Below are 24,562 nucleotides of genomic sequence, written 5' to 3' on the forward strand. Positions count from 1 at the left end.
CGGTGAGATGAAATGAACACGCAGCCTGCAGGAAGCTCCGGAGCCGCTCCTTCTCCGGAGCGGATTCCGGAGAGGAGAACGACCTTAAAGAGCAAGACGTCCGACGGTTTATGGGGCTACTTTTTTATCTTTCCCCAGATGATCGGCTTGATCGCTTTTTCATTGGTCCCTCTCATCTCGGCTTTTGTCATCAGCATGATGAACTGGGACGGCATGGGAGCCAAGAAGTTTATCGGTCTCCAAAATTTCGTGTCCCAGCTTCAGGATGAGGAGTTCCACATCGCACTGGTGAACACGGTGTATTACACGATTTTGTCGGTACCGACAGGCATCGTTCTCGCCATGCTGGTAGCGGTAGGCTTGAACCGGGTTCGAGGGAAGATTCTGTACCGGCTGATCTACTTCATGCCGAACATTACGATGTCCGTTGCCGTCGCCGTTGTGTTTATGTGGCTGTTCAACGCCGACTTCGGCCTTATTAACATGTACCTGCAGCAGTGGTTCGGGATAACGGGCCCCTCCTGGCTGACGGATTCCAGGTACGTGATGCCTTCGATTGCTCTGCTGAGCGTCTGGATGGGGCTGGGAGGCAACATGGTGCTGTTCCTTGCCGGGCTTCAGGGCATATCGAGAAGTTATTACGAGGCAGCCGAAATTGACGGCGCCGGCAAATGGCAGCAGCTGATCCATATTACGATACCGCTGCTGTCCCCGACGACCTTTTTCGTAACGATCATGTCCATTATCGGTTCCTTTCAGGTGTTCGACCAGTCGTTTGTCATGACCTCCGGCGGGCCGGCGAAGGCAAGTTATACGCTTGTCTATCACATCTACGAGACCGCCTTTGCGGACTTTACCTTTGGCAAGAGCACGGCATCGGCGGTCATCCTGTTCGTGATGATTCTGTCGCTTACCTTGTTCCAGATGAAAATGTCCAAGCGGTGGGTGCATTACGAAGACTGATGGTCGAACCTTTAGGAAGGAGGGAAAATGAATGATACATCGGGGATTGAGGATGTCCACCGTGGTGCTGCATATCGTGCTGGTCCTAGGCGCCTGCATGATGGCCCTGCCGTTTGTGTGGATGGTGCTGAGCTCGCTCAAGGATTTGTCGCAAGTATTCGTCGTGCCGCCCAAGTGGATTCCGGACCCGTTCATCTGGTCCAACTATAAGGATTCACTGACAGCGCTGCCGTTCGGTCGTGCGTATTTCAACAGCTTCTACATCAATATAATCGTCGTGGTTTCACAGCTGGTTACCTGCTCCATGGCGGCTTATGCTTTTGCCAAAATCACGTTCCCGTTCCGGGAGCCGCTGTTCATTCTGTTTCTGGCAACCATGATGGTGCCGGGACAAGTGACCATTATTCCGCTTTATCTGATCATGAAAAATATCGGATGGCTGGATACGCATCTGGCGATTATCGTCCCTTCTGCGCTGCTGAACGCCTTCGGGGTGTTTCTGCTCCGGCAATTCTTCAGGGGCATTCCGAAGGAAATGGAAGAGGCTGCCATCGTGGACGGTGCGAATCGCTGGACGATCTACGCCCGGATCATGCTTCCTCTAATCAAACCGGCTTTATCGGCACTCGGGATTTTTACCTTTCTAGGGATGTGGAACAACTTCTTTAACCCGCTGATATTTCTCAGCAGCACGGATAAGTTTACCGTGCCGATGATGCTGAATTTGTACCGGGGCATGTATTCAACGGATTGGACACTGATGATGGCGGGGGCCTCCATTGCGCTCGTCCCGGTTCTCATCGTGTATATCATCGGGCAGAAATATATTATTGAAGGCGTTACTTTATCCGGAATTAAGGGGTAGGCGAGCTTAAGCAGCCCGTAAGCGGAGTTCTTGTATAGGAACCCCGCTTACGGGCTATTTGTGTTCTGACCAGGATACCAATATAAAGCAGAGGAGCTGCAGTATATTCTCACAGATATACTAGTATGGTAGTATAAGGTAAAATGAGTGCGCTTACATCTAACATATCATGAAGGGGGACGAGGGTATTGTTCAATGTACTTCTGGTGGACGATGAACCGTGGGTTCTGGAAGGACTTCGAACCATGATCGATTGGAACCGGTTTGGATTTCAAATATGCGGAGAAGCTCTGAGCGCTCCGGAAGCGCTAAAGTTAATGGAACAGTTGAAGCCCGAGCTGGTGATGACGGATATCCACATGCCAGTCCTGAACGGCCTGGAATTGATTGAGCACAGCAAACGGATACTGCCCCTTCCTCCGAAATTCGTTATTTTGAGCGGATATGATGATTTTGGATACGCGCATCAAGCCATGCGCCAACGGGTCGCCGAGTATTTGCTGAAACCGATTGATGACGAGGAGATCGAGGCAGTGCTTGCCAAGCTCAGCCATGAGATCCAGGACGAACGAGACGCTGAACGCAGCTACCGGAAGAAAGCGGGCCTTGCCGTCCATTATTTGTTGAACCGGCTCATTCGGGAAGAGTTGAGCCCTGATTTGGCCGAGCAAGCCAGCAATGCGATGCAAATCCAGGGCGAGCCGCTGCTGCAGTGCCTATTGATTGAAACAGGGATTACTGAAACGGGAGTAGATTGGATCGAATGGATGACCGATTACGGGCCCCCGAGCTTACTGGGATGCTTCCAGGACAATAGCGGGAGCATCGGAGTGGTGCTGCATGTCGAGCATTCGACTCTGGATGAGGTCATGGAGATTGCGCTGCAGTTGCAGTCTGCTCTGGCCCGGGAGCTTGAAGGGCCGGTTATCGTGGCGTTAAGCGGCACAGGGGAGGGAATCCAGGCGATCGGAAAGCTTTACAGGCAAAGCGCGGAGGTGCGCGACGATAAGCGAAGCCAAGGCCGAAGCGGCGTGTTTTGTTGCCAAGAACCGAGAGGAGACGAGCGGCTCCGGGGACTTCCCTGCGGATGGATGGATGAATTGCTTTCCATGATTATGGCGGGGGAGCATGCGTCCATCGAGTCATGCTTGGCGCGGATTTTTGCGGCCATGCCCGATCATCTCCTCCACCTGAGGGCTTTTCAAGCCGATGTGGCCGATCTGGAATTGAAGCTGTGTCGAAGAATCGCGGAAATGAATGGAGATCCGGATCTATTCATGAACCGGCTGCAAAGGAAGCTTGGTCATCTGAGTGATGCTTGCCATAAAGTGCCGTTGAAGAATTATATGCGGTTGCTCGCGTTTGAGGCCGCTTCGCAGCTGGAAGAGTTAAGCAAGCTTAACGAGCACAACACCATTTTTCAAGTGATTCAGTATGTCGACCGGGAGTACCGGAGCAGGCTTCAGCTTCAGGATTTGGCACGACATTTCCATATGAACGCCACCTATTTGGGGCAGCTGTTCAAGAAGCATGCTGGCAAGCCGTTCAAGGAATACCTGAATGACAAGCGGATCGAGGAGGCCAAGCTGCTGCTGAAACGGAGCGGAATGAAGGTTTCCGAGATTGCGCTCCATGTCGGGTTCCCGAACGCGGACTATTTTATCCATAAGTTTAAGTTGACAACCGGGATTCTGCCCTCGAATTACAAGAATCATGTTGAAAGCAAGCAGCGCTAAACCGGGAGGGTGCCTTCATGAAGAGAATGTTCAGGCTGGGGAATTTCGTGAACGATATTCCGTTGAAAACTAAATTTTTTCTTATTTTTGTCATTGGTGTACTGCTGCCTATTCTGGTGGTCAACCTCATCTTTATGGATCGGATGTCGGAGCTGATCCGGGAGAGAGAGGAGCAGAACCTCGATATCTCGATGGAGCGGGCTAGGAAGGATATTCATAATTTCATCGACGGCGGGGTGGCTGTAAGTCATGCGCTGAGTACGGATAAGACCCTTTACGAAATGCTCGATCGCGAGTATGAGTCCCAGCTGGACTTCTACGAAACCTTTGATGAACAGCTCCGGAATCGGGTAACGAGCTACATACCGGTTAACAACCAGATTCAGCGGATTAGCATCTTCACCGAAAATTCCACCATTGTGTCCGGCGGCAATTATCATGTGATCAACGATAACGTGCTCGAGAGCGACTGGTATGCGTTGTGGAAGAGCTCGGCCCATCCGGTGCTGGTGGCGGCATACAGGGCTACGGAGGCAAGCAATTCGGCTTCGACGGTTCCGTATTTAAGCGTCATTGAGAAGATGGATTATTTTGATAGCTATTCCACTTATGAGAAGCTGCTTCGCATCGACATCGACCTGAGCAAGATCTATGACGTTATTGTACGGGAACGCGATTATCTGGATATGTATTTGGTGAACGAGAACAATGAGATTATTATGTCGGCCAGCAGCGGTTATGAAAGAGGGAAGTACAGCGCATATTCGAAGCTTGACCTGGAGCAATACGACGAAGAGGATCGGCATGTGTTCTCGATCGGAACGGCCAGGTACGTGAAGGGGTGGAAGCTGATCGGCATCAACCGGGGGAGCCGGATTACGAGCGCCATGCTGGATATGCAGCTGTTTACCGTTGTATTGGCAGCGGTTGTTACGCTGGTTGCGGCGGTCTTTATTACCGTTATGCTCCGGTCCTACAATTACCGGGTGAAGCGTTTGTCCCGTCATATGCAGAAGGTGAGCAACGAGAAATTCGACTTGATTGAACTGGACGAAGGCCGGGACGAAATCGGCGGACTCATCCGGAATTTCAATCAGATGACAGCGAAGATGAACTCCCTGATCAACAATGTGTACAAGCTGGAGATTCAGAAGAAAAGCCTGGAGATGGAGCGGGTTCGGGCTGAATTGAACTTTTTGCAGAGCCAGATGAATCCCCATTTCCTGTTCAATACCCTGAATGCGATATTGGTGGTCTGCACGAAGAATCGATACACGGATGTGACGGATATTATCAAAAGCTTGTCCAAGCTGCTTCGCAGACTCCTGAGCTGGAGAGAGGATTTGGTCTCCGTGGAGGAGGAAATCAGATTTATCGAAATGTATCTCAAAATCGAAAAATTTCGCTTTCGGGATAAATTCGAATATCAATTCAACATCGATATGGAAGCGCTTCATTATAAGATTCCGAAAATGAGCATTCAGCCGCTCGTTGAGAATGCATGCAAATATGGCCTTCAGGCGATGGATGGAGCGGGTCTGGTGACCATAAGCGCTTCGGTTGCCCGTGATTATCTTCGCATCGTCATTACGGATAGCGGTAAGGGCATTGAGCAAAGCAAGCTACGGGACATTATTCTCTCGGTTCGCAACGAGCAGTTCTCGGGCAACAGCTTCGGCATTCGAAACGTATATCGGCGGCTGGAGCTGTACTACGACGATCATGTCATTTTCAACATTGCCAGCACCCCGAATCAAGGGACAACCGTTTCATTCGAGATTCCGATCCGGCTGTTGGAGTCTCGGGAGCATGAAGGCGGAGAGGGGGAGAACCATGCCTTTCAAAGTGCTGTTGATCGATGACGAACCGGGTGCGCTGGAAGGGCTGGCGCTGTGGATCGATTGGGAACGCTTGGGGTTTAGCGTCTGCGGAACCGCGGGCAACGGAGTGGAAGGCTTGAAGATGATTCATGGGCTTGCGCCGGATTTGGTCATTACCGATGTAAACATGCCGCTAATGGACGGGCTTCATATGATTGAAACCTGGCAGCAGCATCACCGGGATAGCGGTGTGAAATTTGCCATCATGAGCGGCTACAGTGAATTTGAATATGCAAGGAAGGCATTGCGGCACGGCATCCATCACTACATGCTGAAGCCTATTATTGCAGAGGAAGCCGAGGAGGAGCTCGGCAAGATTCATGCTGAGCTGATGCAGGAGCATCGCAGATTAAGCCTGAGCGCGATTGCTAAGAGGGAAGAGGATGTTTCGCTGATCATGCAAACGCTCTTGGAGATGCCGCTTAGGGCTAGCGGCCTGTCGAGGCTTCAGGTTTTATCCTCCGCCCATCAAGAGTGGAACGTATGTCTGATCCAAGCGGAGTCTGCCTTGTTTCCTGACGTCAAGGAAACCGTCGCCCGCTTGTCAGCCCACGCGAATTCGGAGTATGTCATCGATCTGGAATCGAACCGGCTTTGTTTGGTGAACGGTTATTCCCCTGACAACGGGAGCGTACCCTCAGGCACGATCCGCGAGCTGGTCCGCCATTATGCAGGACAGCGGCTGTTTATGGCTGTAGGAGAAGGCCAGCAGTCTCTGGTGCATATCCGTCGCTGCTACGAAACCGCCAAGGAAGCCATCGAGCATCAATTTTACGTTCCGGCGTACGGCGGGATGATTTCATATGAAGAGGTACGGGATCGGCCGTTTCATTATCGTTACCCCACGAACCTGATGGATGATGTCATCAGGTCCGTGGAACTCCTCGACAAGAAGGGATACCGCGAGGCTGCCGGATTGGCTGCGTCCAGGTTTGCGGAGCAGCGAATCGCGCCGGGGATCGTGAAGAAAATGGTGATCCATGTTTTGTATAAAATCATGGATTTGGTGAGGGAGGCGGAAGGTGCGGAAGCTCGAATCCTGGCAGCCAAATCCAATGCAGCTGGATTAACGGACGGAACCTTCCATTTGAACGACTTGATGGGAGAGCTGCTGCGCTTCGGGGAAGAGTGCATCGAGCTTCTTCTCAAGGAGCAGGCCCGGCATTCGCAAGGCATAATCCAGGAGATTAACGATTATATTCGGCAGCACTACCGGGAGAATCTGACCATTAAGCGATTGGCGGAGCTTTTTTATCTGCATCCCGTCTATCTCGGCCAGCTGCTGATGCGTAAGAATGGGATTGGCTTCAACGAACTCATACATAATTTGCGGATTGAGGAAGCGGCCGCGCTGTTGAAGCAGAACAAGCTGAAGAACAGCGAAATCGCCGAAAGGGTCGGCTACACCCACTACAACCAATTCCTTAAGCATTTCGAAAAAAGATGGGGCATGGCACCGAATGAGTTCAAGAAGAGGATGTTCTAAAGTTTTTAAGGTTAATGCTTTAATTATAGTATAGTCCGCCTTTGAAAGCGCTTTTAAAATAAAGGAAGGTTACATGAAGAGGCGTATCGACCAACGATGTAACCACATTATGACGGAGGTGCTTTTATGGGGGGTAAGACAAAATCATGGCTTCGGCTCAGCACGGTGTTGCTGTTGTCGCTTTGCATCGTGCTTACGGGCTGCGGGGGCGGAAACGGGAATAGCGGGGCCCAGCCGGAAGCAAAGGACTCCGCAGAACAAACAACACCCGGGACGGACGGGGATAAGATCGAACCATTTGAGGTGAGTGTTTTTATCGGTCAGCCCGACCAGCAACCAACACCTGACAACAAGATTTATAAATTAATCAGGGAAAAGACAGGAGCATCCTTCAAATTCGAGTTCCTGGCAGGCGATATTGACCAGAAGCTCGGCGTTATGATTGCAGGCGGCGATTATCCGGACATGATGACAGCGAATCAAAAGCTGACAGCTGCCGGTGCCTTTATCCCGCTCGAGGATTTGATTGAAGAACATGCGCCAAACTTGAAGAAGCATTATGAGAAGTACTGGAACATGATGAAAGACCCGAATGACGGTCATATTTACAATCTTCCAAACTACGGTGTAACGAATGCTGATGTTACCTCGTCTTATTATTCGGGCCCAGCCTTCTGGATTCAGAAGGACGTATTGGCAGAGGCAGGATATCCAGAGGTTAAAACCTTGGATCAATATTTTGACATCATTAAACAATACAAGGAAAAGCATCCGACCATTGACGGTACCCCGACGATCGGCTTTGAAATTCTGAACTATGACTGGAAAAACTGGGGCCTGTTCAATGCTCCTCAGCATTTGATCGGTCATCCGAATGACGGCGGTGTAGTTGTTAAAGACGGCAAGGCGGAAATTTTTGCCGATAAGGACTATGCCAAACGTTATTATAAAAAACTGAACGAAATGAATGCCCTGGGTATCATCGATAAGGAAACGTTCACCCAGAACTTTGACCAGTATATGGCGAAAATCTCCAGCGGCGCAGTTCTTGGCATGTTTGACCAGCACTGGAACTTCCAAAGCGCAGAGGACGCGCTGATTACCCAGAAGAAAGATGAAAGAACGTATGTCGGTCTTCCGCTTGTATTTGATGAAAGTATCAAGGATCATTACAAAGATCGTCCGGCTCTGAACCTCAATAACGGTTTCGGGATCACGGTCAACGCATCCGAAGAGCAGGCGATCAGAATTATCAAATTGTTGGATACGCTGATTCAAGAAGATTGGCAAAAAATCTTGTCCTGGGGGATCGAGGGGGAAGATTACATTGTCAAGGACGGCCGCTTCATGAAAACGCAAGAGCAGCGCGATCTGTTTACCGATGCAACCTGGAAGCTCGCGAATAAAGCCGATTCTTTCCACGGTCAAGCACCAAAAATGGAAGGTTTATTCTCGGACGGCAACGCTACAGACGGCGCTGCACAGCCTGAAGAAATGGTAGCCGCTTTGAGAGAGTATGACAAGAACTTCCTTGCCCAATACGGTTTCAACAGCTATGTTGACTTCTTCAGTCCAGCTCCTGAGAACGAGATTGCTTACCCGGCATGGTCGGTCGACCTGGTAGACGGATCTGAAGCGAAAATCGTGAATACGAAGCAAAATGAGTTGTCCACGAAGTACTTACCAAAAGCCATTCTTGCTAAACCGGAAGAATTCGACAGCGTCTGGGATGAGTACGTCACTGATATCCGCAAGCTCAACATCAAGGCTTATGAAGATCGGATTAATGAAGTGCTGCAATGGAGAAGAGACACTTGGTCTGTTAAGTAAAGCAGCGGAAGGTACATGAATCGGAATGGGGAAGGCTCCTTGCCTTCCTTTTTACGAAATATAGGGTTTTGGGGAGAACAAACTTATGGAAGAGACCGTAGTCAAAGACTCTGCCGTCCGCAAGCCTAAGACAAACAAGAAAATCACCTGGGCCGTCCTCAAAGAACAGAGACAGTTGATCTATATGTCGGTGCCTCTGATGGCTTACATCATCTTGTTTGCCTACGTTCCTATTTGGGGATGGACCATGGCTTTCCAGAACTACAAGCCGGCTAGAGACTTTAGTGAACAGACGTGGGTAGGATTTAAACATTTTGAATTTCTTTTTAAGGATGAAAGTTTCCTGCAAGTGCTTCGCAATACGCTCGCAATGAGTGTTATCAATATGATTCTCGGCTTTACGACTGCAATTATCCTTGCATTGTTACTGAATGAAATCAAGAAAGTGGTTTGGAAAAGAACCGTACAGACGATCTCCTATCTTCCGCACTTTCTATCCTGGATCATCGTAACCGGGATTGTGGCGACGAGCTTGGCTTCGAACGGAATCATCAATGATATCCTTATGAAGCTGCATCTCATCAAGGAGCCGATCCAATGGCTCAGTGAAGGCAAATACTTCTGGGGAATCGTCGGGGCGTCGCATGTTTGGAAAGAAGTCGGCTGGAATACGATTATATATTTGGCTGCGATGGCATCCATCGACCCGGCGCTTTATGAGGCTGCCGATATGGACGGGGCAAGCCGCTATCGGAAAATGTTCCATGTCACTTTGCCGGGCATTAAGCCAACGATCATCATTCTGTTGATCATGCAGGTCGGTCACATTCTGGAAGCAGGCTTCGAGGTTCAATACTTGCTGGGCAACGGTCTTGTTGTCGACTGGTCGCAAACGATTGACATTTTCGTGCTGAAGTACGGGCTTGCCCAAGGCAATTACTCATTAGCAACGGCTGCCGGTATATTTAAAACGGTCGTTAGTGTGACGCTGTTATTGATTGCAAACGGAGTCGCGAAACGGCTAGGGGAAGAGAGGCTGCTATAATGGCAAATCAAACAATCAGCCCTGGGCCAGCAACTGCTGCCGCAGCGCCTAAATCCGTCAGAAAAAAAAGAGTAGAGCCGATCCTTTTTAATACATTCAATACCTTGTTTATGATTGGTCTTGTCGTTGTCACATTATATCCGTTTCTGAACACGATCGTCGTTTCCCTGAATGCGGGGAATGATACGATCCGGGGCGGAATCTATCTCTGGCCGAGGGAATTTACCTGGCAGAACTACAAGGCGGTATTCGCTTCGGGAACGATATATGACGCGTTCTGGATTTCCGTGGCAAGAACAGTGCTTTCAACGCTGCTGAATCTGGTCTTGACCACGATGCTGGCGTATACGCTGAGCCGTCGGGAATATGTATTCCGCAAGCCGATTACATTGATCTTTATTCTGACGATGTACTTTAACGCCGGCTTGATTCCTGGATATTTTCTGATGAAGGACTTGCACCTGCTGAATTCGTTCTGGGTATATGTGATCCCGTCGATGATCAGCGCATTTAATATGATCGTTATCCGGACGTATATCGGAACGATTCCGGAAAGCTTGGTCGAATCGGCAAGAATTGACGGAGCCGGAGATTTTAAAATCTTCATCCGGATCATCTTCCCGCTGTGTAAGCCGGTGTTGGCAACCATTGCGCTGTTCGTGGCCGTGGGGGCTTGGAACTCCTGGTTCGATGCATTCATCTATACCTCCTCCCGCCAAGAGCTGAGCACTTTGCAGTATGAGCTGATGAAGCTGCTGTCATCCAGTATGAACGCGAACAGCAACCCGGCAGTGGCTGCAGGAGCCGGGATGACGCAGGACGCTGCGGTGAACATGGTAACGCCGATTTCGATTCGCGCTGCCGTAACGGTCGTGGCATCGGTTCCGATTCTGCTGGTTTATCCGTTCATGCAGAAATATTTCGTAGTCGGATTGAACGTGGGCAGCGTCAAGGAATAATCCAGGTTTCGCTATATGACAGACCATAAATGCAACCAATGAGGAGGCAAGCATTTCGTGTCTAAGAGAACAATCATTAGGAGGATCAGCCTGATGCTGATCGCGTCCCTGCTGCTCATTCCGCCCAGCCGGAGTGCGGCGGCAGTTGAACCGGTCCAAACGTCCGCTGATCAGAATCTTGTGATTCATCATCATTTTGATGGAGGGACGGAAGGGTGGTTTAAGCGGGGGACGGAGACGGTGACCTCCGCTACCTATGCTTATGAAGGGACAGGGAGCTTGTTGACGGAGGGAAGGACGGCGAACTGGAACGGACCGGGATTTGATCTATCCGCCACGAACCGGCTGGACAAAGGAGCTACCTATGAAATTTCCGCATATGTCCATTTGAAGGAGGACACCCAAGGGACTCAGCAGCTTCAGCTTGCCATGCAGCAAACCGGAGCCGAGCCGGAATATGTGAACTTCAGCAGTCCGGTCGATGTAACTGCTGACGGGTGGGTAGAGGTGAAGGGCCATTATAAATACGATGCTAACGCTTCGGCCTTGCAGGTATATCTGCAGAGTCCAAGCAGTGCGGACGCCGCTTATTATATGGACGAATTCAAGGTCCGGTTGATTGAGCCGGCACCAGACCCGGGTATTGAGATACCGGGGGGAAAGAATACGGTCGTATGGGATTTTGAAGACGGAACGACGATGGATTGGGGACCACGCGATTCGGAGACCGTAGAAGCTGTCCCAGAAGCAGCCCATAGCGGCGGCTACGGCTTAAAGGTCCATGAGCGGGCGAACAGCTGGAACGGGCCCAGCCAAGACGTTAAAGACATCATGGTGAGCCAAAAAACGTATACGATCTCAGCCTATGCGAGGCTTGAGCAGGCACCTGCCGCTCCGGTCAAAATATCCCTTTCGATGGAGAACAAAGCAGCGGGCGCAGCAGAAACGTCCTATACAACCGTTGCCTCAGCCTCCGCGAGCGGCACGGAGTGGGTGGAGCTGAAAGGAACCTTTGGCTTCACTTCGGATATGGAAACATTGAAGCTGTATATGGAAACCTCGGATCTTTCCAATTTCTATATCGATGACATTAAGCTCGCACTGCCGGGCTCGATTCAGACGGATATTCCCGCGCTGAAGGATGTGTATGCGGATTATTTCGAGATCGGGGCAGCCGTGGAGCCCAAGCATCTGTCCGGCGTGCACAAGGAGCTTCTGGATTACCATTACAACTCGCTTGTTGCCGAGAACGTGATGAAGCCGGAATCTCTCAGTCCGAGAGAGGGAACCTATAACTTTACCAACGCGGATCTCATCAGGGATTATGCCAGGGATCATGGCATGAACCTCCGGTTCCATACGCTGCTGTGGCATCAGCAAGGCGCCGAATGGATGCTGAAGGATGATCAGGGCCAATATCTCGAAGCCACGCCGGAGAATAAAGCGCTCGTCCTTCAGAGACTGGAAGCTTATATCCATGAGGTGGTTGGCCGCTACAAGGGAGATGCCCGCGATTGGGACGTCGTGAATGAGGTCATTGACGAAGGGCGTCCGGACGGCATGCGGGACAGCCAGTGGTACCGGATAACGGGGCTCGACTATATCCGGACCGCCTTTCATGCGGCACGAGATGCAGCCGGACCCGAGGCCAAGCTCTACATCAACGATTACAGCACGCACAACCCGAAGAAACGCGATTATTTGCTGAATCTTGTAAAACAGCTGAAGGCAGAAGGCGTTCCAATCGATGGCGTGGGCCATCAAACGCACATCAATATCAGTGGGCCGTCCATCCAGCAAATCTCGGATTCCATCCGGATGTTTGGCGAGGCCGGCTTTGATAATCAGCTTACCGAGCTGGACGTTTCGGTGTACACGAACAATACCGACACCTACCAGACCGTTCCCCAGGAATTGCTCGACAAGCAAGGCTATCGGTACAAAGAGCTGTTTGAAGAATTGAAGCGGCTGGATCAAATGGGCGCCGATGCAGGCGTGGAAGGGGGCTGGATCAGCAATGTCACCCTTTGGGGGATCGCAGACGACCATACCTGGCTGCATGACCGTCCCGCGGGTACGGGACGACAGGATGCCCCGTTTCCTTTTGACAAGCAGTATCAGGCCAAGCCAGCCTATTGGGGGATGGTCGATCCTTCAAGGCTAACGATAGTGAGAAAGACCGGAACGGCCGTGGAGGGCAAGGCGGTTGTTGACGGACAACCGGATTTTGCCTGGAATCTGGTTCCGGCCTTTAAGACGGAGCAGCTTGGCTCGCTATCTGCCGAATTTAAGACGCTATGGGACAGGGACCATGTCTACGTCAAGGTTGACGTGTCGGACGGCTCGATATCTCCCGGAGATCAGGCCGAAATTTTCGCTGTAGTGAACGGTGCTGTGCAAAAAGCCGAGATTCAGCGTGGAGCCGCCAATACGGTCGAGACTGCTGCAGGTTACGCAGGGGAAGCCCTCCTCCAGTTAAACGGAGCAGGAGCGCTGGGCGGCGAGATTTATTTCGATGTCCGAGTAACGGATTCCGGTTCGGATGACGGCTCCGAGCATGGCAAGAACGGAGCGGTGGTGTCCTGGAGCGATCCAAGGCATGCCCAGGACAGCGATCAGGAGGGACTCGGCATTCTAACGCTCACTGCTGCGCCGAAATCGGCCCAGTCCGGCTATGGCACCCCAACGGTAGACGGCGAACTCGACGGCATCTGGAAGGATGCCGGGGAACTGGCAACCGACGTGTGGGTCGAGGGAAACAGCGGCGCGACCGCTACATTCCGGACGCTATGGGATGAGAATCACCTGTACGTTTATGCCATTATTAGCGACAGCTTGTTATCGGATGCGAGTCCCAACGTATGGGAGCAGGATTCGGTAGAGATTTTTGTGGATCAGAATAATGGAAAGACGGATGTTTACCAGGAAGATGATGGACAGTACCGGATGAACTTCAACAATGCGCGTTCCTTCGGCGGTCATGCGGGCGAGGATAATTTCGTTTCCGCTGCGAAGGTTACCGAGGGCGGATATGTCGTTGAAGCAGCGATCCGCCTGGATAAGATCAAACCTGAGAAAGGGACGGTGATCGGGTTCGATTTTCAGGTGAACAACGATGAAGAAGGCCAAGGTACAAGAGACAGTGTGGCCATATGGTCGGATCCGACCGGCCAATCCTATCAGAACACGACCCGATTCGGCGTGCTGGAATTTACGAAGAGCTCCGCTCCCGGCGGAGGAAATGGAGACGGCGGAGAACATAGTGGGGGCGGTAACGGCGGTAACGGTGGAAGCGGCGGAACTGCGGGCGGTGGCGGAAGCAGTCCGAGTCCAGCACCAAGTACGTCTTCACTCGAAATCCGGAACCATGACGGGCGGATTATAGTTGGAGTCTCGAGCCGAGTGCTTCAGCAGGCAATGGAAAAGGCAGTGGCTGGAACTACCGGAACGAAGCGGGTGCTTGTTAACGTTCCGGCGCAGAAAGGAGCCCAGTCCTTTGACATTTTGCTGCCGGGTAAGTGGCTGCTGGAGAATCCGCAGGCAGTTCTCCTAGTCCAAACGGAGTTCGGTACGCTGGAAATGCCAAGCGTGTTGATTCAGGGGACCGGTGTAACGGATACGGAAACCGTAACGCTGCGTCTGGAGAAATCGTCGGGCGGCAATCTGGATGCGGCCCTTCGCGAGAAGATCGGCGATCGTCCGGTGTTCCGGGCAGAGGTTCTTGCTGGCGAGCGGGCTTTGTCCTGGAAACAGGGTAAGCATCGTCTCATCTGGTCGGTGCCTTATTCCCCCACCGAGGAAGAGCTTGCACGACCGAATCATATCATGGTTTGGCATATCGACTCTAACGGGCGCGGGGTTCCGCTTTCCAGCAGCCGGTATAACTCCGCAGATGGGATCGTTCGTGCTGCGCTGCCGCATGGCGGCACGTTTGCAGTCGCCTCCGCATACAAGACGTTTCATGACCTGAAGCATGTGCCGTGGGCGATCGATGCAATCGAAACGATGGCATCTCGCGGGATCATTCAAGGTGAGACCGAAACAAGATTCAATCCGTTGAACCCGATTACTCGAGCCGAATTCCTCGTTCTGCTCGTACGCGCGTTGGAGCTGGAAGGCTCGGGCGAAGGCCGGGCAGCGTTCGGAGATGTTTTGCCTTCGGCATATTATTACGAAGACGTGCAGATCGCCGCAGAGCTTGGGCTCGTTCAAGGTGTCGGAGGAAACCGTTTCTTGCCGGACACGCCAATGAAACGCCAGGACATGATGGTAACGACGCAGCGTGCTCTGGAGGCAGCCGGCAAGAAGCTGGAAGGACAGAGGTCACTGGATTCTTTTGCTGATGGGGATCAGGTCGCCGAGTATGCTAAATCGAGTGCAGCAGCACTTGCAGGTTCGGACATCGTGAACGGAATGAACGGCAAAATCGAGCCGAAAGCATACTTTACGCGTGCTCAGGCGGCTGTGATCCTTGACCGGATTTGGAATTGGAATGATTAAGGCTGTGAATGGTTAATACGATGATCGGACTTGAACGATGAAAGCCAGAATGAAAATTATGAATGAGTTGGAGGCCAGCCGTGAGTAACGGGCTGGCCTTTTTTGTGTAAATGCCGATTAGGCCAGGCGGACCGTACGCTACAAATCATGCAAGACAGGCCAATGCTTTTCTAGCAAATGACGTCTATCTTCTTGCTTTCTTGGAAAACCTATTCATAGATTCAAAATTCCAAGTTAGCGCTATCTAATAATCTATGAATATAGGTTGGGGGTTGATGTTCTTGTTTAGTTCATCCGTTCATGCTGAAGAAGCGAACCACCCGGAGTGGGCACCCGAGCTTCTGGGGAGGGTTACCAAACGGATCGGGAGTATCATTGTCGGACATGAGGAGCAAATCTCGTTAACGATGATGGCCTTGCTGGCCGGTGGACATGTGCTGCTGGAGGATGTGCCGGGAGTCGGGAAGACCATGCTAGTGAAGTCGGTGGCCTCGTTAATTGGCTGCGATTTCAGCCGAATTCAGTTTACGTATGATTTGATGCCAGGGGATATTACAGGGGCGTCGGTCTATTATCCGCATACGGGAGAATTCGTATTCAGGCCAGGACCCGTGATGTCCAATATTGTGTTGGCCGATGAGATCAACCGGGCATCGCCGCGGGCGCAATCCGCGCTGCTGGAGGCGATGGAAGAGGGGCGCGTCACCGTGGACGGCCATACGTATCCGCTGCCTGCCCCGTTCTTCCTCCTGGCAACGCAAAATCCGTACGAATATGAAGGCACAAGCCGCCTGCCGGAAGCGCAGCTGGACCGCTTTTTGATGAGATTATCGCTGGGATATCCCAATATGGAGGGTGAATTGGAGCTGCTGGAGCGGGGGATGGGCAGTTCCAGACTGGACGATCTGAAGCCCCTCATGATGGGATCCGAACTCATACGAATGCAGCAGATGGTTTCCCGCGTATTTGTGGATGACACCATAAAACGTTATATGGTCAGTGTGGCCGATGCATCCCGAAAACAGCAGGGAGTGTCCTTAGGGATTAGTCCGAGAGGGACATTGGCGTGGCTCCGCGCTTCACAGGCGGCTGCCTTTTTGACAGGACGAATGTATGTCATCCCTGATGACTGCCTGCGCGTTGCCGTTCCTGTGCTCACCCACCGGCTTCATCTGTCTCATGAGGCACGCGCTGCCGGCATAACGCCTTATGAAATGGTGGAGTCCATCATTACGAGGTTTGATCTGCCGCGCCAGCGAAGCCGGAAGGGGAATCCGTCATGAAACGCCGTCTGCTGGAATGGTCGAGAGGAGTGGCCATCTGGTCCGTTTCTTTGGGTCTTTATGTTTGGTTAGGCGGGGAATCGCTGCGGCTTGTATGGTGGGCAAGCACGATTCTATTGCTTGGCGGAGCTTTGACAAGTTTGCTGGGCCCAACACGAATCACCATTTCGCATACAAGCTCCCCTTCATGCTTACAAGCGGGAGATTCTGCTCAGATGACGGTTCAAGTAACCTATCGTTCTCTTCTGCCCGTGCCGTGGCTTATCATAACCGACCGGATCGGCTTCAGGGAATACCGTAAGCTGCTGTTCCCCGGCATGAAGCGAAGGCTCGAGTATACCTACAGACTGAACCAGGTTCCCCGCGGAGTCTGGTCTTCGATCTATAGCGAGGTGGAATGGGGCGATATGTTCGGCTGGTTCAGAACAAGCCGGAGCGTGCAAAGCGATACTGGCGGCATAATTGTGCTGCCAAAACCCGCCGAGTGGCCGGAGGCCCAAGTGCCCATGCATGGAAGCGATATGGACTTCGAAGATGAACGGGTACGCTTCCATGTTTGGAATGAAATGAGAGGATCGGGCGTGCGAGACTATGTTCCCGGTGATCCCATGAACCGGATTCATTGGAAGAATTCCGCGAAGCTGGGACGCCTGCAATCCTTCATGCCGCATGAGGGGTATGGATCAAGGCAGGGGGTTGTGCTGGATACATCGCTCCAAGGGTATGCAGGTCTTGGCGCCTTGAAACCGGAGAATGCATTTGAAGACGCGGTATCTGCGGCAGCAGGATTTGTATCCCGGCTCATCCGCTACAAAGTTCCCTATCAACTATATATCGATGGGGCTGGGATAGAGGATCGGCGAAACGAATACAAGGACGTGTTCAAGGGCCAGCAGGACACGTTAGTTCCGTTTGCCTCCGTTCAGCTAACCGGGAACGATCCTGTACGGGATCGAAGCTTCGTGAAGTCTCTTTCTCCCTCGCAAAAGAATAAGGATTGGGCGATTATTACGGGCGTCTTTCATGAGGGAGCGGCTGTCGCAGCAATCCACCTGCTGAATGAGGGCAGCAGAAAGGTTACCATCTTCTGTACGCAAAGTGTAAAACGTCTGAAATCGGCTGGTAACTCAGGCTTAGAGGTGAGTCCATTAGAGAATCAGGCGTTGCCTGAGTGGGCACGGGAGTTTTTCAACAAAGGCGGAAAGCTGGTTTACTTGCATGAAAAGCGGACAGAGAGGAAGCCAATGAAGATAGGAGGTGCCGACCATGAGCGGACCGGGAAGCTCGCCCGTTAGGGATGGAGGCCATCGTAAGGCCGGAATATCCGGAGCCTGGAATGTACCCTCTATTTTCGTCTCCCGATTGACGCACGGAACGATTCTTCATCGTATATTGATTACGCTGCCGGTTATGGGACTGCTGTCAGAGTGGCTATTGCCGCTTCGGGATGCAGGTGACATGGGCAGCCATCTTATGCTGCAAACCTTATTCATCTGGGCTTTATTCTTGCTGCTCCAAGGATTGTTTACGCTGCGGGGCTGGGTATGGCTGCCGCTGAACGCCGTTCTGGTGGTCTGGCTGTGTGCCCGGTTGTTTGAATATAGCCATCCGTTGGCATGGCTGTCCGATTATGCTTCGGAGACACTACCGGATGACGTTTCGGCATTCGGAAATGCGTGGGAGTTTACTGCCTTAAGCCAGGAAACGAGAACGATCATTCTGCTTGTCGGCTGGGCTATCATGGTATCCGCGGTCCATATGCTGGCTTTGTATCGCCGAACCGTGTGGCTGTTTGGCGGTTCAACGCTGGTTTATTTGGCGGTGCTGGAATCTGCCATGGAAGAAAGCATCTATGGCGATATGCTGCGTGCGGTGCTGTACATTTTGCTGGCGCAAGGTATGATGCTGATCCTAAAGCTGAAGCAGGAAACCGTGGAGGGAACCACTTTTGAATTGGACATCCCTGAGCCTGTTCGATCCGGCCGCTTGTCCGGGCTGCCTGTGCTTCGCTGGAGTCTGGTGGTGCTGCTTGCTTCCGGTCTGATCGCCGGTATTACCCGAGTGGGAGGAGCTATTAGCGAGCCGTCGGCAGGCGTGGGATTAACGGTGTCCGAAATGGCGGCACGTCTGACGGGATGGGGAGACCTTGTCTGGGGAAACAGGGAACCGTCGATTCCTGCCTCCCAGGTTGCCGGATACGCTTCCCAAGGAAAAGATTTGGGAGGTCCGTTAACGCTGAGTGATGCGTTGTATTTTACCGCGCAGTCGCCTGAACCGACTTATTGGCGAGGAGACACATATAATCGGTATGATGGACGGAAGTGGGAGGCGGATCCTTCCATCCGCAAGCCCGTGAAGCTGTCCGAGGACCTGAGCGGCATCCTGCCCTATTGGGAGCGTCCTTCCGGAGACAAGCTTGTCCAGACACTGACTTTTGAACAAGATACTCCGATCCAGTCTGTGCTGTCAGGAGGCATTATTACCAGCGTAAAGGAGATCCATTTCTCCAAAGAGAGAGGTACACCGAGGCTCGCCGTTGACAGGCTGTCCGAAACGGTATCCTTGCAGGGCGAAAGGGCGGTATCCGGTTATACCATAGAAACTTTATATAGTCAGTCTGAGGAGCAATCGCTCCGCAGTGCAACCAACAACGATCCTGAATATATGAAGGAAATGTACCTCCAGCTTCCCGAGCAGCTGCCCCTCAGGGTGAGGGATTTAGCAAGGGAGATCACATGGGACGCTGTGAACAGGTATGAAAAGGCGAAAGCTATCGAATCCTATTTGGAGCAGAACTATACCTATTCCCTGCAAACGTCCGTGCCTCCGGAAGGCAAGGATTTTACCGATTATTTTTTGTTTGATACGAAGGAAGGATACTGCGTTCATTTTGCTACGACGATGACCGTGCTGCTTCGATCTGAAGGCATCCCGGCACGCTACGTGACTGGATTTGCACCGGGTGAGCGGGTGGCAGGTACGGTTGACCGTTATGAGGTAGCCCAAAAGAATGCGCATGCATGGGTTGAGGTTTTTTTTCCGGGACAAGGCTGGGTGCTGTTCGATCCGACCCCGGGCTTTAGCATCGAGCAGATGTCCACGCCTCCACTGGTTGGTGATTCCGGTTCTGCCGGGCTTAAGTACTGGAACAGCCTGTGGAACTCCATGATTTACGGAGCCGTTAAAGTACTCTTTCTGATAACCGCCATCGGTCCTGTGATGTTTGGGGGCGTGCTACTATTAGTTCTTCCCATCCTGGTGGCGGTTGTTTATCAAATTCCGACCGTGCGCCAAAGTTTGGCCTTTCTGAGGATGGCCAGAACGATAGCGGTAAGCGGGCGGGAGGGACTCGTATCGATTTCGGTATGGGTTTGGGACAAGCTCCAGCGAAGGTTTGGAGATTTGGAAAAAGGGCAGACCATGCGTCAATACGTCAATGCCTTGTCGATTGCCGATGCCGAATTCAGGGCGGAGCTGGAGCAGTTTGCGCAGCGCTGGGAGCGGGCGGCATTCGATGACGAACCGTGGTCCCGTACCGAAAAAGTACTCTTTTTACGCCAATGTATTCGAATTGTCAAAAAACTGGCATGAAAACAAAAGCCCCTCTTTCTTGACGGTATGAATTAGGGTTGCGTATAATTAATTTCATTAATCAAGGGAGGCCCGGTAATGAATAAGCCTAATGAAATCATCGTCGTTTTAGACTTCGGTGGACAGTACAACCAACTTATAGCACGACGCATTCGCGATCTCGGCGTTTATAGTGAGCTTCTGCCATACAACACGTCCGCTCAGAAAATTAAAGAACTTTCCCCGCGCGGCATTGTTTTCTCAGGAGGTCCTTCCAGCGTGTATTCCGAGAATGCACCGCATGTGGACCCCGCCATTTATGATCTGGGACTGCCGATCTTCGGCATTTGCTACGGCATGCAGCTGATGGCTCAACAACTGGACGGAAAAGTAGAACGTGCTTCGAAACGTGAATACGGCAAAGCCGAATTGGAGTTTGCACCGAACTCAACGCTTGTAAAAGGGATTGAGCAAAAACAAACGGTATGGATGAGTCATGGTGATCACGTGGTATCGCTGCCTTCCGGCTTTAAGCTGGATGCAGGAACGGAATCCGCTCCGATCGCCGCGATGAGTAACGAGGATAAGAAGCTGTACGCCGTGCAGTTCCATCCGGAAGTTCGTCACTCCGTCCATGGTAATGAAATGATCAAGAATTTCTTGTACGAAGTGTGCGGATGCGAAGGCAACTGGAGCATGGAGACTTTTATCGAGGACCAGGTCCGTGAAATCCGTGAAGTCGTTGGCGAGCAAAAAGTGCTGTGCGCACTGAGCGGCGGCGTGGATTCCTCCGTTGTGGCCATGCTGATTCACAAGGCAATCGGCGATCAGCTGACATGCATGTTCATCGATCATGGACTGCTGCGCAAGGGCGAAGCTGAGAGCGTTATGGAAACCTTCGTCGGCAAGTTTGATATGAAGGTCGTTAAGATTGACGCTCAGGAACGCTTCATGTCCAAGCTGAAAGGCGTAGACGATCCGGAGAAAAAACGGAAAATCATCGGCAACGAGTTCATCTACGTATTCGATGAGGAGTCCAGCAAGTTTGATGATTTTGCATTCTTGGCTCAAGGCACGCTGTATACCGATATCGTTGAGAGCGGTACGGACACGGCGCATACGATCAAATCCCACCACAATGTCGGCGGGCTGCCAGAAGACATGAAATTCACGCTGATTGAGCCGTTGAAAGCTCTCTTTAAGGATGAGGTTCGTAAAGTCGGCGAGGAGTTGGGCTTACCGGATGAGATCGTTCACCGTCAGCCTTTCCCTGGCCCAGGTCTTGCGATCCGCGTACTGGGTGAAGTAACGGAGGACAAGCTGCAAATCGTTCGTGATTCCGACTACATCCTGCGTGAAGAGATCGCGAAGGCGGGATTGGATCGCGAGATCTGGCAGTATTTCACGGCGCTTCCGAACATGAAGAGTGTCGGCGTCATGGGTGATGCACGTACGTATTCCTACACCGTAGGTATCCGTGCCGTAACCTCCATCGACGGCATGACAGCGGACTGGGCGCGTATCCCATGGGATGTGCTGGAGAAAATCTCCGTTCGTATCGTGAACGAAGTCGAGAACGTCAACCGCATCGTGTATGACGTGACTTCCAAACCGCCAGCAACGATCGAGTGGGAATAGTTTTTATACAGCTGTACTAAACCCAAAAACCTTCAAATCCACACCTGTGGAATTGAAGGTTTTTTTTGTGTGCTTATACGACCAAAACCGTTCTCCTCTGGACGGGTAAATGCCATTGGTTTTATTGCATGCATCTTTTGTGAATTAAGATAAATAATACGTTAGGGTGCAAAAGTCAGGTGCGAGCGTTAAGGGAGGTTGAACCAAGACCTAAACCTGTGAGGAGGAAAAAGAATGAAGGCTATCGTCATTGATCGTTATGGGGGCAAGGAAGAACTACAGGAAAGAGAAGTGCCTACCCCCTCACCGCAAGCGCATCAGGTCTTAGTTAAGGTGGCCGCCACCTCGATAAATCCAATAGACTGGAAGCTCCGTGAGGGCTATTTAAAACAAATGATGGATTGGGAGTTTCCGATTATTTTGGGTTGGGATGTGGCCGGGACGATTTCGGAAATTGGGGACGAGGTAACGGATTGGAAGGTGGGAGACGAAGTGTTTGCCCGTCCGGAAACGACCCGTTTTGGCACATATGCCGAATATACTTTGGTGGATGATCACCTGCTGGCGCGTAAGCCTGCTGCTATCTCATGGGAGGAAGCCGCATCCGTTCCGCTCGCAGGACTGACGGCTTGGCAGGCGCTGTTTACACATGGTGAACTGACTCATGGAGAGAAGGTATTGATTCACGCAGGCGCAGGTGGCGTTGGCATGTTCGCAATCCAGTTTGCCAAACAAGCGGGCGCCTATGTGATTACGACAGCCAGTGAGCGTAATCATGAGCTGTTGGCTTCACTCGGAGCTGATCAGATGATTGACTATCGCACGACCCCTTTTGAAGATGTTTTATCGGATGTGGATGTCGTGTTCGATACGATGGGCGGTGACGTTCAGAAGAACAGCTTTAAAGTGCTGAAGAAACATACCGGGCGAATCATATCCATTGTCAGCGATTTTGATGAAGAGCTGGTAAGACAATACGACGTAACCGCCAAAAATATATGGCTGGATCCCAATGGTCAGCAGCTTCAGGAAATAGCAGCCCTGTTGGAGCAAAAAAAAGTAAGATCCGTAGTCGGAGCTATGTTTCCTTTTTCGCAAAAAGGGCTCTACGATGCTCACGCATTAAGTGAGACCCACCATGCTGTCGGTAAAATAGCCATAAGTTTCTCCTAAGGAGCACAGTGATCCCTGTTTATTCTGCGTGTGGAAACCATCCGGTTTGGATCGCGTCTGCTGCCATCGAGTGAAATGAGAGGGCTAGGTGGGGAGCGTAAGGACAGCTAAGATTTAAAAATTGAAAACGAATGTACCTCGCGAGCGGATTTGAGGGGTCATGTGCACATTGTCCCTGTTCCGGGGGTGTATTTTGTCGTATGTAGTTCGGTTGTCCTAGAATGAATAGGTTGTGGAATATCAAATCCCGAACGTTTCTTTAAATTGACAAGCACAATATTCGTTTTTGTTATTGACAAGGTTGGGCTTCTCGTCCTAGAATATGTGTAGAAACTGACATGACAACTACAAATAACGAGCTTTTTCGTATAATCCCGGGAATGGGCCCGGGAGTCTCTACAGGTCACCGTAATGATCTCGCTACGAAAAGAAGAGCGGCAATATAATGATGCGGACTCGTCCAGCATTCGAGATATCGGCCTGCAAGATGGAGCAGCGTTCCATTAAGCAGCAGGTTATTCGATAAGGATGCTGCCCTGCAGCATGCGAATGATTGTTTTGCGGCTCTTTTTTCAAGCGACGGCCCTGGGGATTTATCCTTAGGGTCTTTTTTGTATGTTGCCGGTCATTAATTTTAAGGGGGATATCTCTACAATGGAGCGTTTCTTTAAACTAAAGGAACACGGAACAAATGTAAGAACCGAGATTATCGCAGGCTTGACGACCTTTATGACCATGGCTTACATCCTGCTGGTCAACAATCTGTTCCTGGGCCCTGATGGCGCAGGTATTCCGCAGGAAGGCGTATTTTTCGCTACTGCAGTAGGTGCCGGTCTTGTGACGATGGCCATGGGTTTCTTCGTTAACATTCCGGTTGCGTTGGCACCCGGTATGGGTTTGAACGCGTATTTCATGACGGTGGTATTAAGCTCGAACGGTGCGATTACTTGGCAGGCCGCACTCGGTGCAGTGTTCATCTCCGGTATCGTATTTATCATTCTCACGGTAACCAAAGTCCGCCAAATGCTGCTGACTGCAGTTCCGAACAACTTAAAGATTGCCATTACGGTCGGTATCGGCTTGTTCATTACCATCGTAGGTCTTAAGCTAGGCAACATTGTGACGGCTTCCATTAACCCGGGAACGGATATTACTCATCCGGTACCAGGCGGTGCCTTCAATCTTGGCCTTGGGAATTTCGTTGAGAACAAGGATACGCTGCTTGCGATCATCGGGCTGTTCCTGATCGCCATCCTGATGGTCCTGAAACTGAAAGGCGCTCTGCTTATTGGTATCGTGCTCACGACGCTGATTGGCATTCCGATGGGAGTAACCGATCTGTCAGGTCTGAGCACTGCAAGCTGGATTCCTTCATTTGATAATCTGGCTGTCGGACAGATGGACTTGAAGGGCGCGCTTGGCATTGGTCTTATCGAAGTTATTTTCATCTTTACATTCGTTGAACTATTCGATACGTTCGGTACATTGGTTGGTACCGCAGGTCGTGCGGGACTCCTCAAGAACAAAGAGGAAGGCGAGAAGAAGCTTGGTAAAGCGATGCTCGTGGATGCCGGCGGCGTAAGCGCAGGCGCATTCCTTGGAACAAGTACAATCACAGCTTTCGTGGAAAGTAC

Annotated in this window: 15 protein-coding genes and 1 riboswitch (1 of these 16 cut by a window edge); all 15 genes read left to right on the forward strand. The window is 51.5% G+C overall.

From position 1 onward, the window contains the following. The first annotated feature begins 12 nt into the window (after window positions 1-12). Entirely contained in the window at window positions 13-963 is a 951-nt protein-coding gene (locus MKX98_RS04635; RefSeq protein WP_113059341.1) for a sugar ABC transporter permease, read from the forward strand. 31 nt (window positions 964-994) lie between these two features. Then, window positions 995-1,828, forward strand: coding sequence for a carbohydrate ABC transporter permease (locus tag MKX98_RS04640; protein WP_113059342.1), 834 nt, complete (start codon window positions 995-997; stop codon window positions 1,826-1,828). Between the two features lie 188 nt (window positions 1,829-2,016). After that, window positions 2,017-3,564, forward strand: a complete 1,548-nt coding sequence (locus tag MKX98_RS04645) for a helix-turn-helix domain-containing protein (protein ID WP_220686549.1) — start codon at window positions 2,017-2,019, stop codon at window positions 3,562-3,564. 17 nt (window positions 3,565-3,581) lie between these two features. After that, window positions 3,582-5,426, forward strand: a complete 1,845-nt coding sequence (locus MKX98_RS04650) for a sensor histidine kinase (protein WP_220686548.1) — start codon at window positions 3,582-3,584, stop codon at window positions 5,424-5,426. Further along, the gene (locus MKX98_RS04655; protein ID WP_339221681.1) at window positions 5,398-6,930 is read left to right on the forward strand and encodes a response regulator; all 1,533 of its coding nucleotides are present in this window, start codon (window positions 5,398-5,400) and stop codon (window positions 6,928-6,930) included. The genes MKX98_RS04650 and MKX98_RS04655 overlap by 29 nt, the downstream gene beginning before the upstream one ends. Before the next feature lie 126 nt (window positions 6,931-7,056). Beyond that, complete coding sequence (locus tag MKX98_RS04660; protein ID WP_145040907.1) at window positions 7,057-8,760, forward strand: extracellular solute-binding protein; 1,704 nt, start codon at window positions 7,057-7,059, stop codon at window positions 8,758-8,760. An 85-nt stretch (window positions 8,761-8,845) separates the two neighbouring features. Then, window positions 8,846-9,805 (forward strand): ABC transporter permease subunit, encoded by a 960-nt coding sequence (locus MKX98_RS04665; protein ID WP_194540938.1) that lies wholly within the window; start codon window positions 8,846-8,848, stop codon window positions 9,803-9,805. After that, a complete protein-coding gene (locus MKX98_RS04670) occupies window positions 9,805-10,764 on the forward strand; it encodes a carbohydrate ABC transporter permease (RefSeq protein ID WP_007127858.1) in 960 nt (319 codons plus the stop codon). The genes MKX98_RS04665 and MKX98_RS04670 overlap by 1 nt, the downstream gene beginning before the upstream one ends. Window positions 10,765-10,821: 57 nt before the next feature. Beyond that, a complete protein-coding gene (locus MKX98_RS04675; RefSeq protein WP_339221689.1) occupies window positions 10,822-15,264 on the forward strand; it encodes an endo-1,4-beta-xylanase in 4,443 nt (1,480 codons plus the stop codon). Between the two features lie 275 nt (window positions 15,265-15,539). Beyond that, the gene (locus tag MKX98_RS04680; RefSeq protein WP_339224313.1) at window positions 15,540-16,547 is read left to right on the forward strand and encodes a MoxR family ATPase; all 1,008 of its coding nucleotides are present in this window, start codon (window positions 15,540-15,542) and stop codon (window positions 16,545-16,547) included. Beyond that, window positions 16,544-17,842 carry a DUF58 domain-containing protein gene (locus tag MKX98_RS04685; protein ID WP_339221691.1) on the forward strand — a complete coding sequence of 433 codons (1,299 nt, stop codon included), beginning with the start codon at window positions 16,544-16,546 and terminating at the stop codon, window positions 17,840-17,842. Before MKX98_RS04680 ends, MKX98_RS04685 begins: the two co-directional genes overlap by 4 nt. After that, window positions 17,814-20,138: a transglutaminase domain-containing protein gene (locus tag MKX98_RS04690; protein WP_339221693.1), complete on the forward strand. Its 2,325-nt coding sequence runs from the start codon at window positions 17,814-17,816 to the stop codon at window positions 20,136-20,138. The genes MKX98_RS04685 and MKX98_RS04690 overlap by 29 nt, the downstream gene beginning before the upstream one ends. Window positions 20,139-20,216: 78 nt before the next feature. Next, on the forward strand, window positions 20,217-21,755 hold the full coding sequence (guaA, locus tag MKX98_RS04695) for a glutamine-hydrolyzing GMP synthase (protein ID WP_113059352.1): 1,539 nt from the start codon (window positions 20,217-20,219) through the stop codon (window positions 21,753-21,755). Between the two features lie 234 nt (window positions 21,756-21,989). Beyond that, complete coding sequence (locus tag MKX98_RS04700; RefSeq protein ID WP_339221695.1) at window positions 21,990-22,928, forward strand: NADP-dependent oxidoreductase; 939 nt, start codon at window positions 21,990-21,992, stop codon at window positions 22,926-22,928. 344 nt (window positions 22,929-23,272) lie between these two features. Then, a riboswitch (purine riboswitch) is annotated at window positions 23,273-23,371 on the forward strand. A gap of 211 nt (window positions 23,372-23,582) precedes the next feature. After that, window positions 23,583-24,562: the 5' portion of an NCS2 family permease gene (locus tag MKX98_RS04705; protein WP_071220837.1), read on the forward strand. Its footprint extends 391 nt past the window's final position; 980 of the gene's 1,371 nt are visible here — the first part of the coding sequence; its start codon is at window positions 23,583-23,585; its stop codon lies off the right edge, out of view.

The organism is Paenibacillus sp. FSL W7-1332, assembly GCF_037969785.1.
Lineage (GTDB): Bacteria > Bacillota > Bacilli > Paenibacillales > Paenibacillaceae > Paenibacillus_AQ.

Bases quoted from the DNA above. Each gene is read 5' to 3' on its own strand.
- MKX98_RS04660 (WP_145040907.1), top strand. From the start codon at position 7,057: ATGGGGGGTAAGACAAAATCATGGCTTCGGCTCAGCACGGTGTTGCTG.
- MKX98_RS04635 (WP_113059341.1), top strand. From the start codon at position 13: ATGAACACGCAGCCTGCAGGAAGCTCCGGAGCCGCTCCTTCTCCGGAG.
- MKX98_RS04650 (WP_220686548.1), top strand. From the start codon at position 3,582: ATGAAGAGAATGTTCAGGCTGGGGAATTTCGTGAACGATATTCCGTTG.
- MKX98_RS04640 (WP_113059342.1), top strand. From the start codon at position 995: ATGATACATCGGGGATTGAGGATGTCCACCGTGGTGCTGCATATCGTG.
- MKX98_RS04655 (WP_339221681.1), top strand. From the start codon at position 5,398: ATGCCTTTCAAAGTGCTGTTGATCGATGACGAACCGGGTGCGCTGGAA.
- MKX98_RS04680 (WP_339224313.1), top strand. From the start codon at position 15,540: ATGTTCTTGTTTAGTTCATCCGTTCATGCTGAAGAAGCGAACCACCCG.
- MKX98_RS04670 (WP_007127858.1), top strand. From the start codon at position 9,805: ATGGCAAATCAAACAATCAGCCCTGGGCCAGCAACTGCTGCCGCAGCG.
- MKX98_RS04690 (WP_339221693.1), top strand. From the start codon at position 17,814: ATGAGCGGACCGGGAAGCTCGCCCGTTAGGGATGGAGGCCATCGTAAG.
- MKX98_RS04685 (WP_339221691.1), top strand. From the start codon at position 16,544: ATGAAACGCCGTCTGCTGGAATGGTCGAGAGGAGTGGCCATCTGGTCC.
- MKX98_RS04665 (WP_194540938.1), top strand. From the start codon at position 8,846: ATGGAAGAGACCGTAGTCAAAGACTCTGCCGTCCGCAAGCCTAAGACA.
- MKX98_RS04700 (WP_339221695.1), top strand. From the start codon at position 21,990: ATGAAGGCTATCGTCATTGATCGTTATGGGGGCAAGGAAGAACTACAG.
- guaA (WP_113059352.1), top strand. From the start codon at position 20,217: ATGAATAAGCCTAATGAAATCATCGTCGTTTTAGACTTCGGTGGACAG.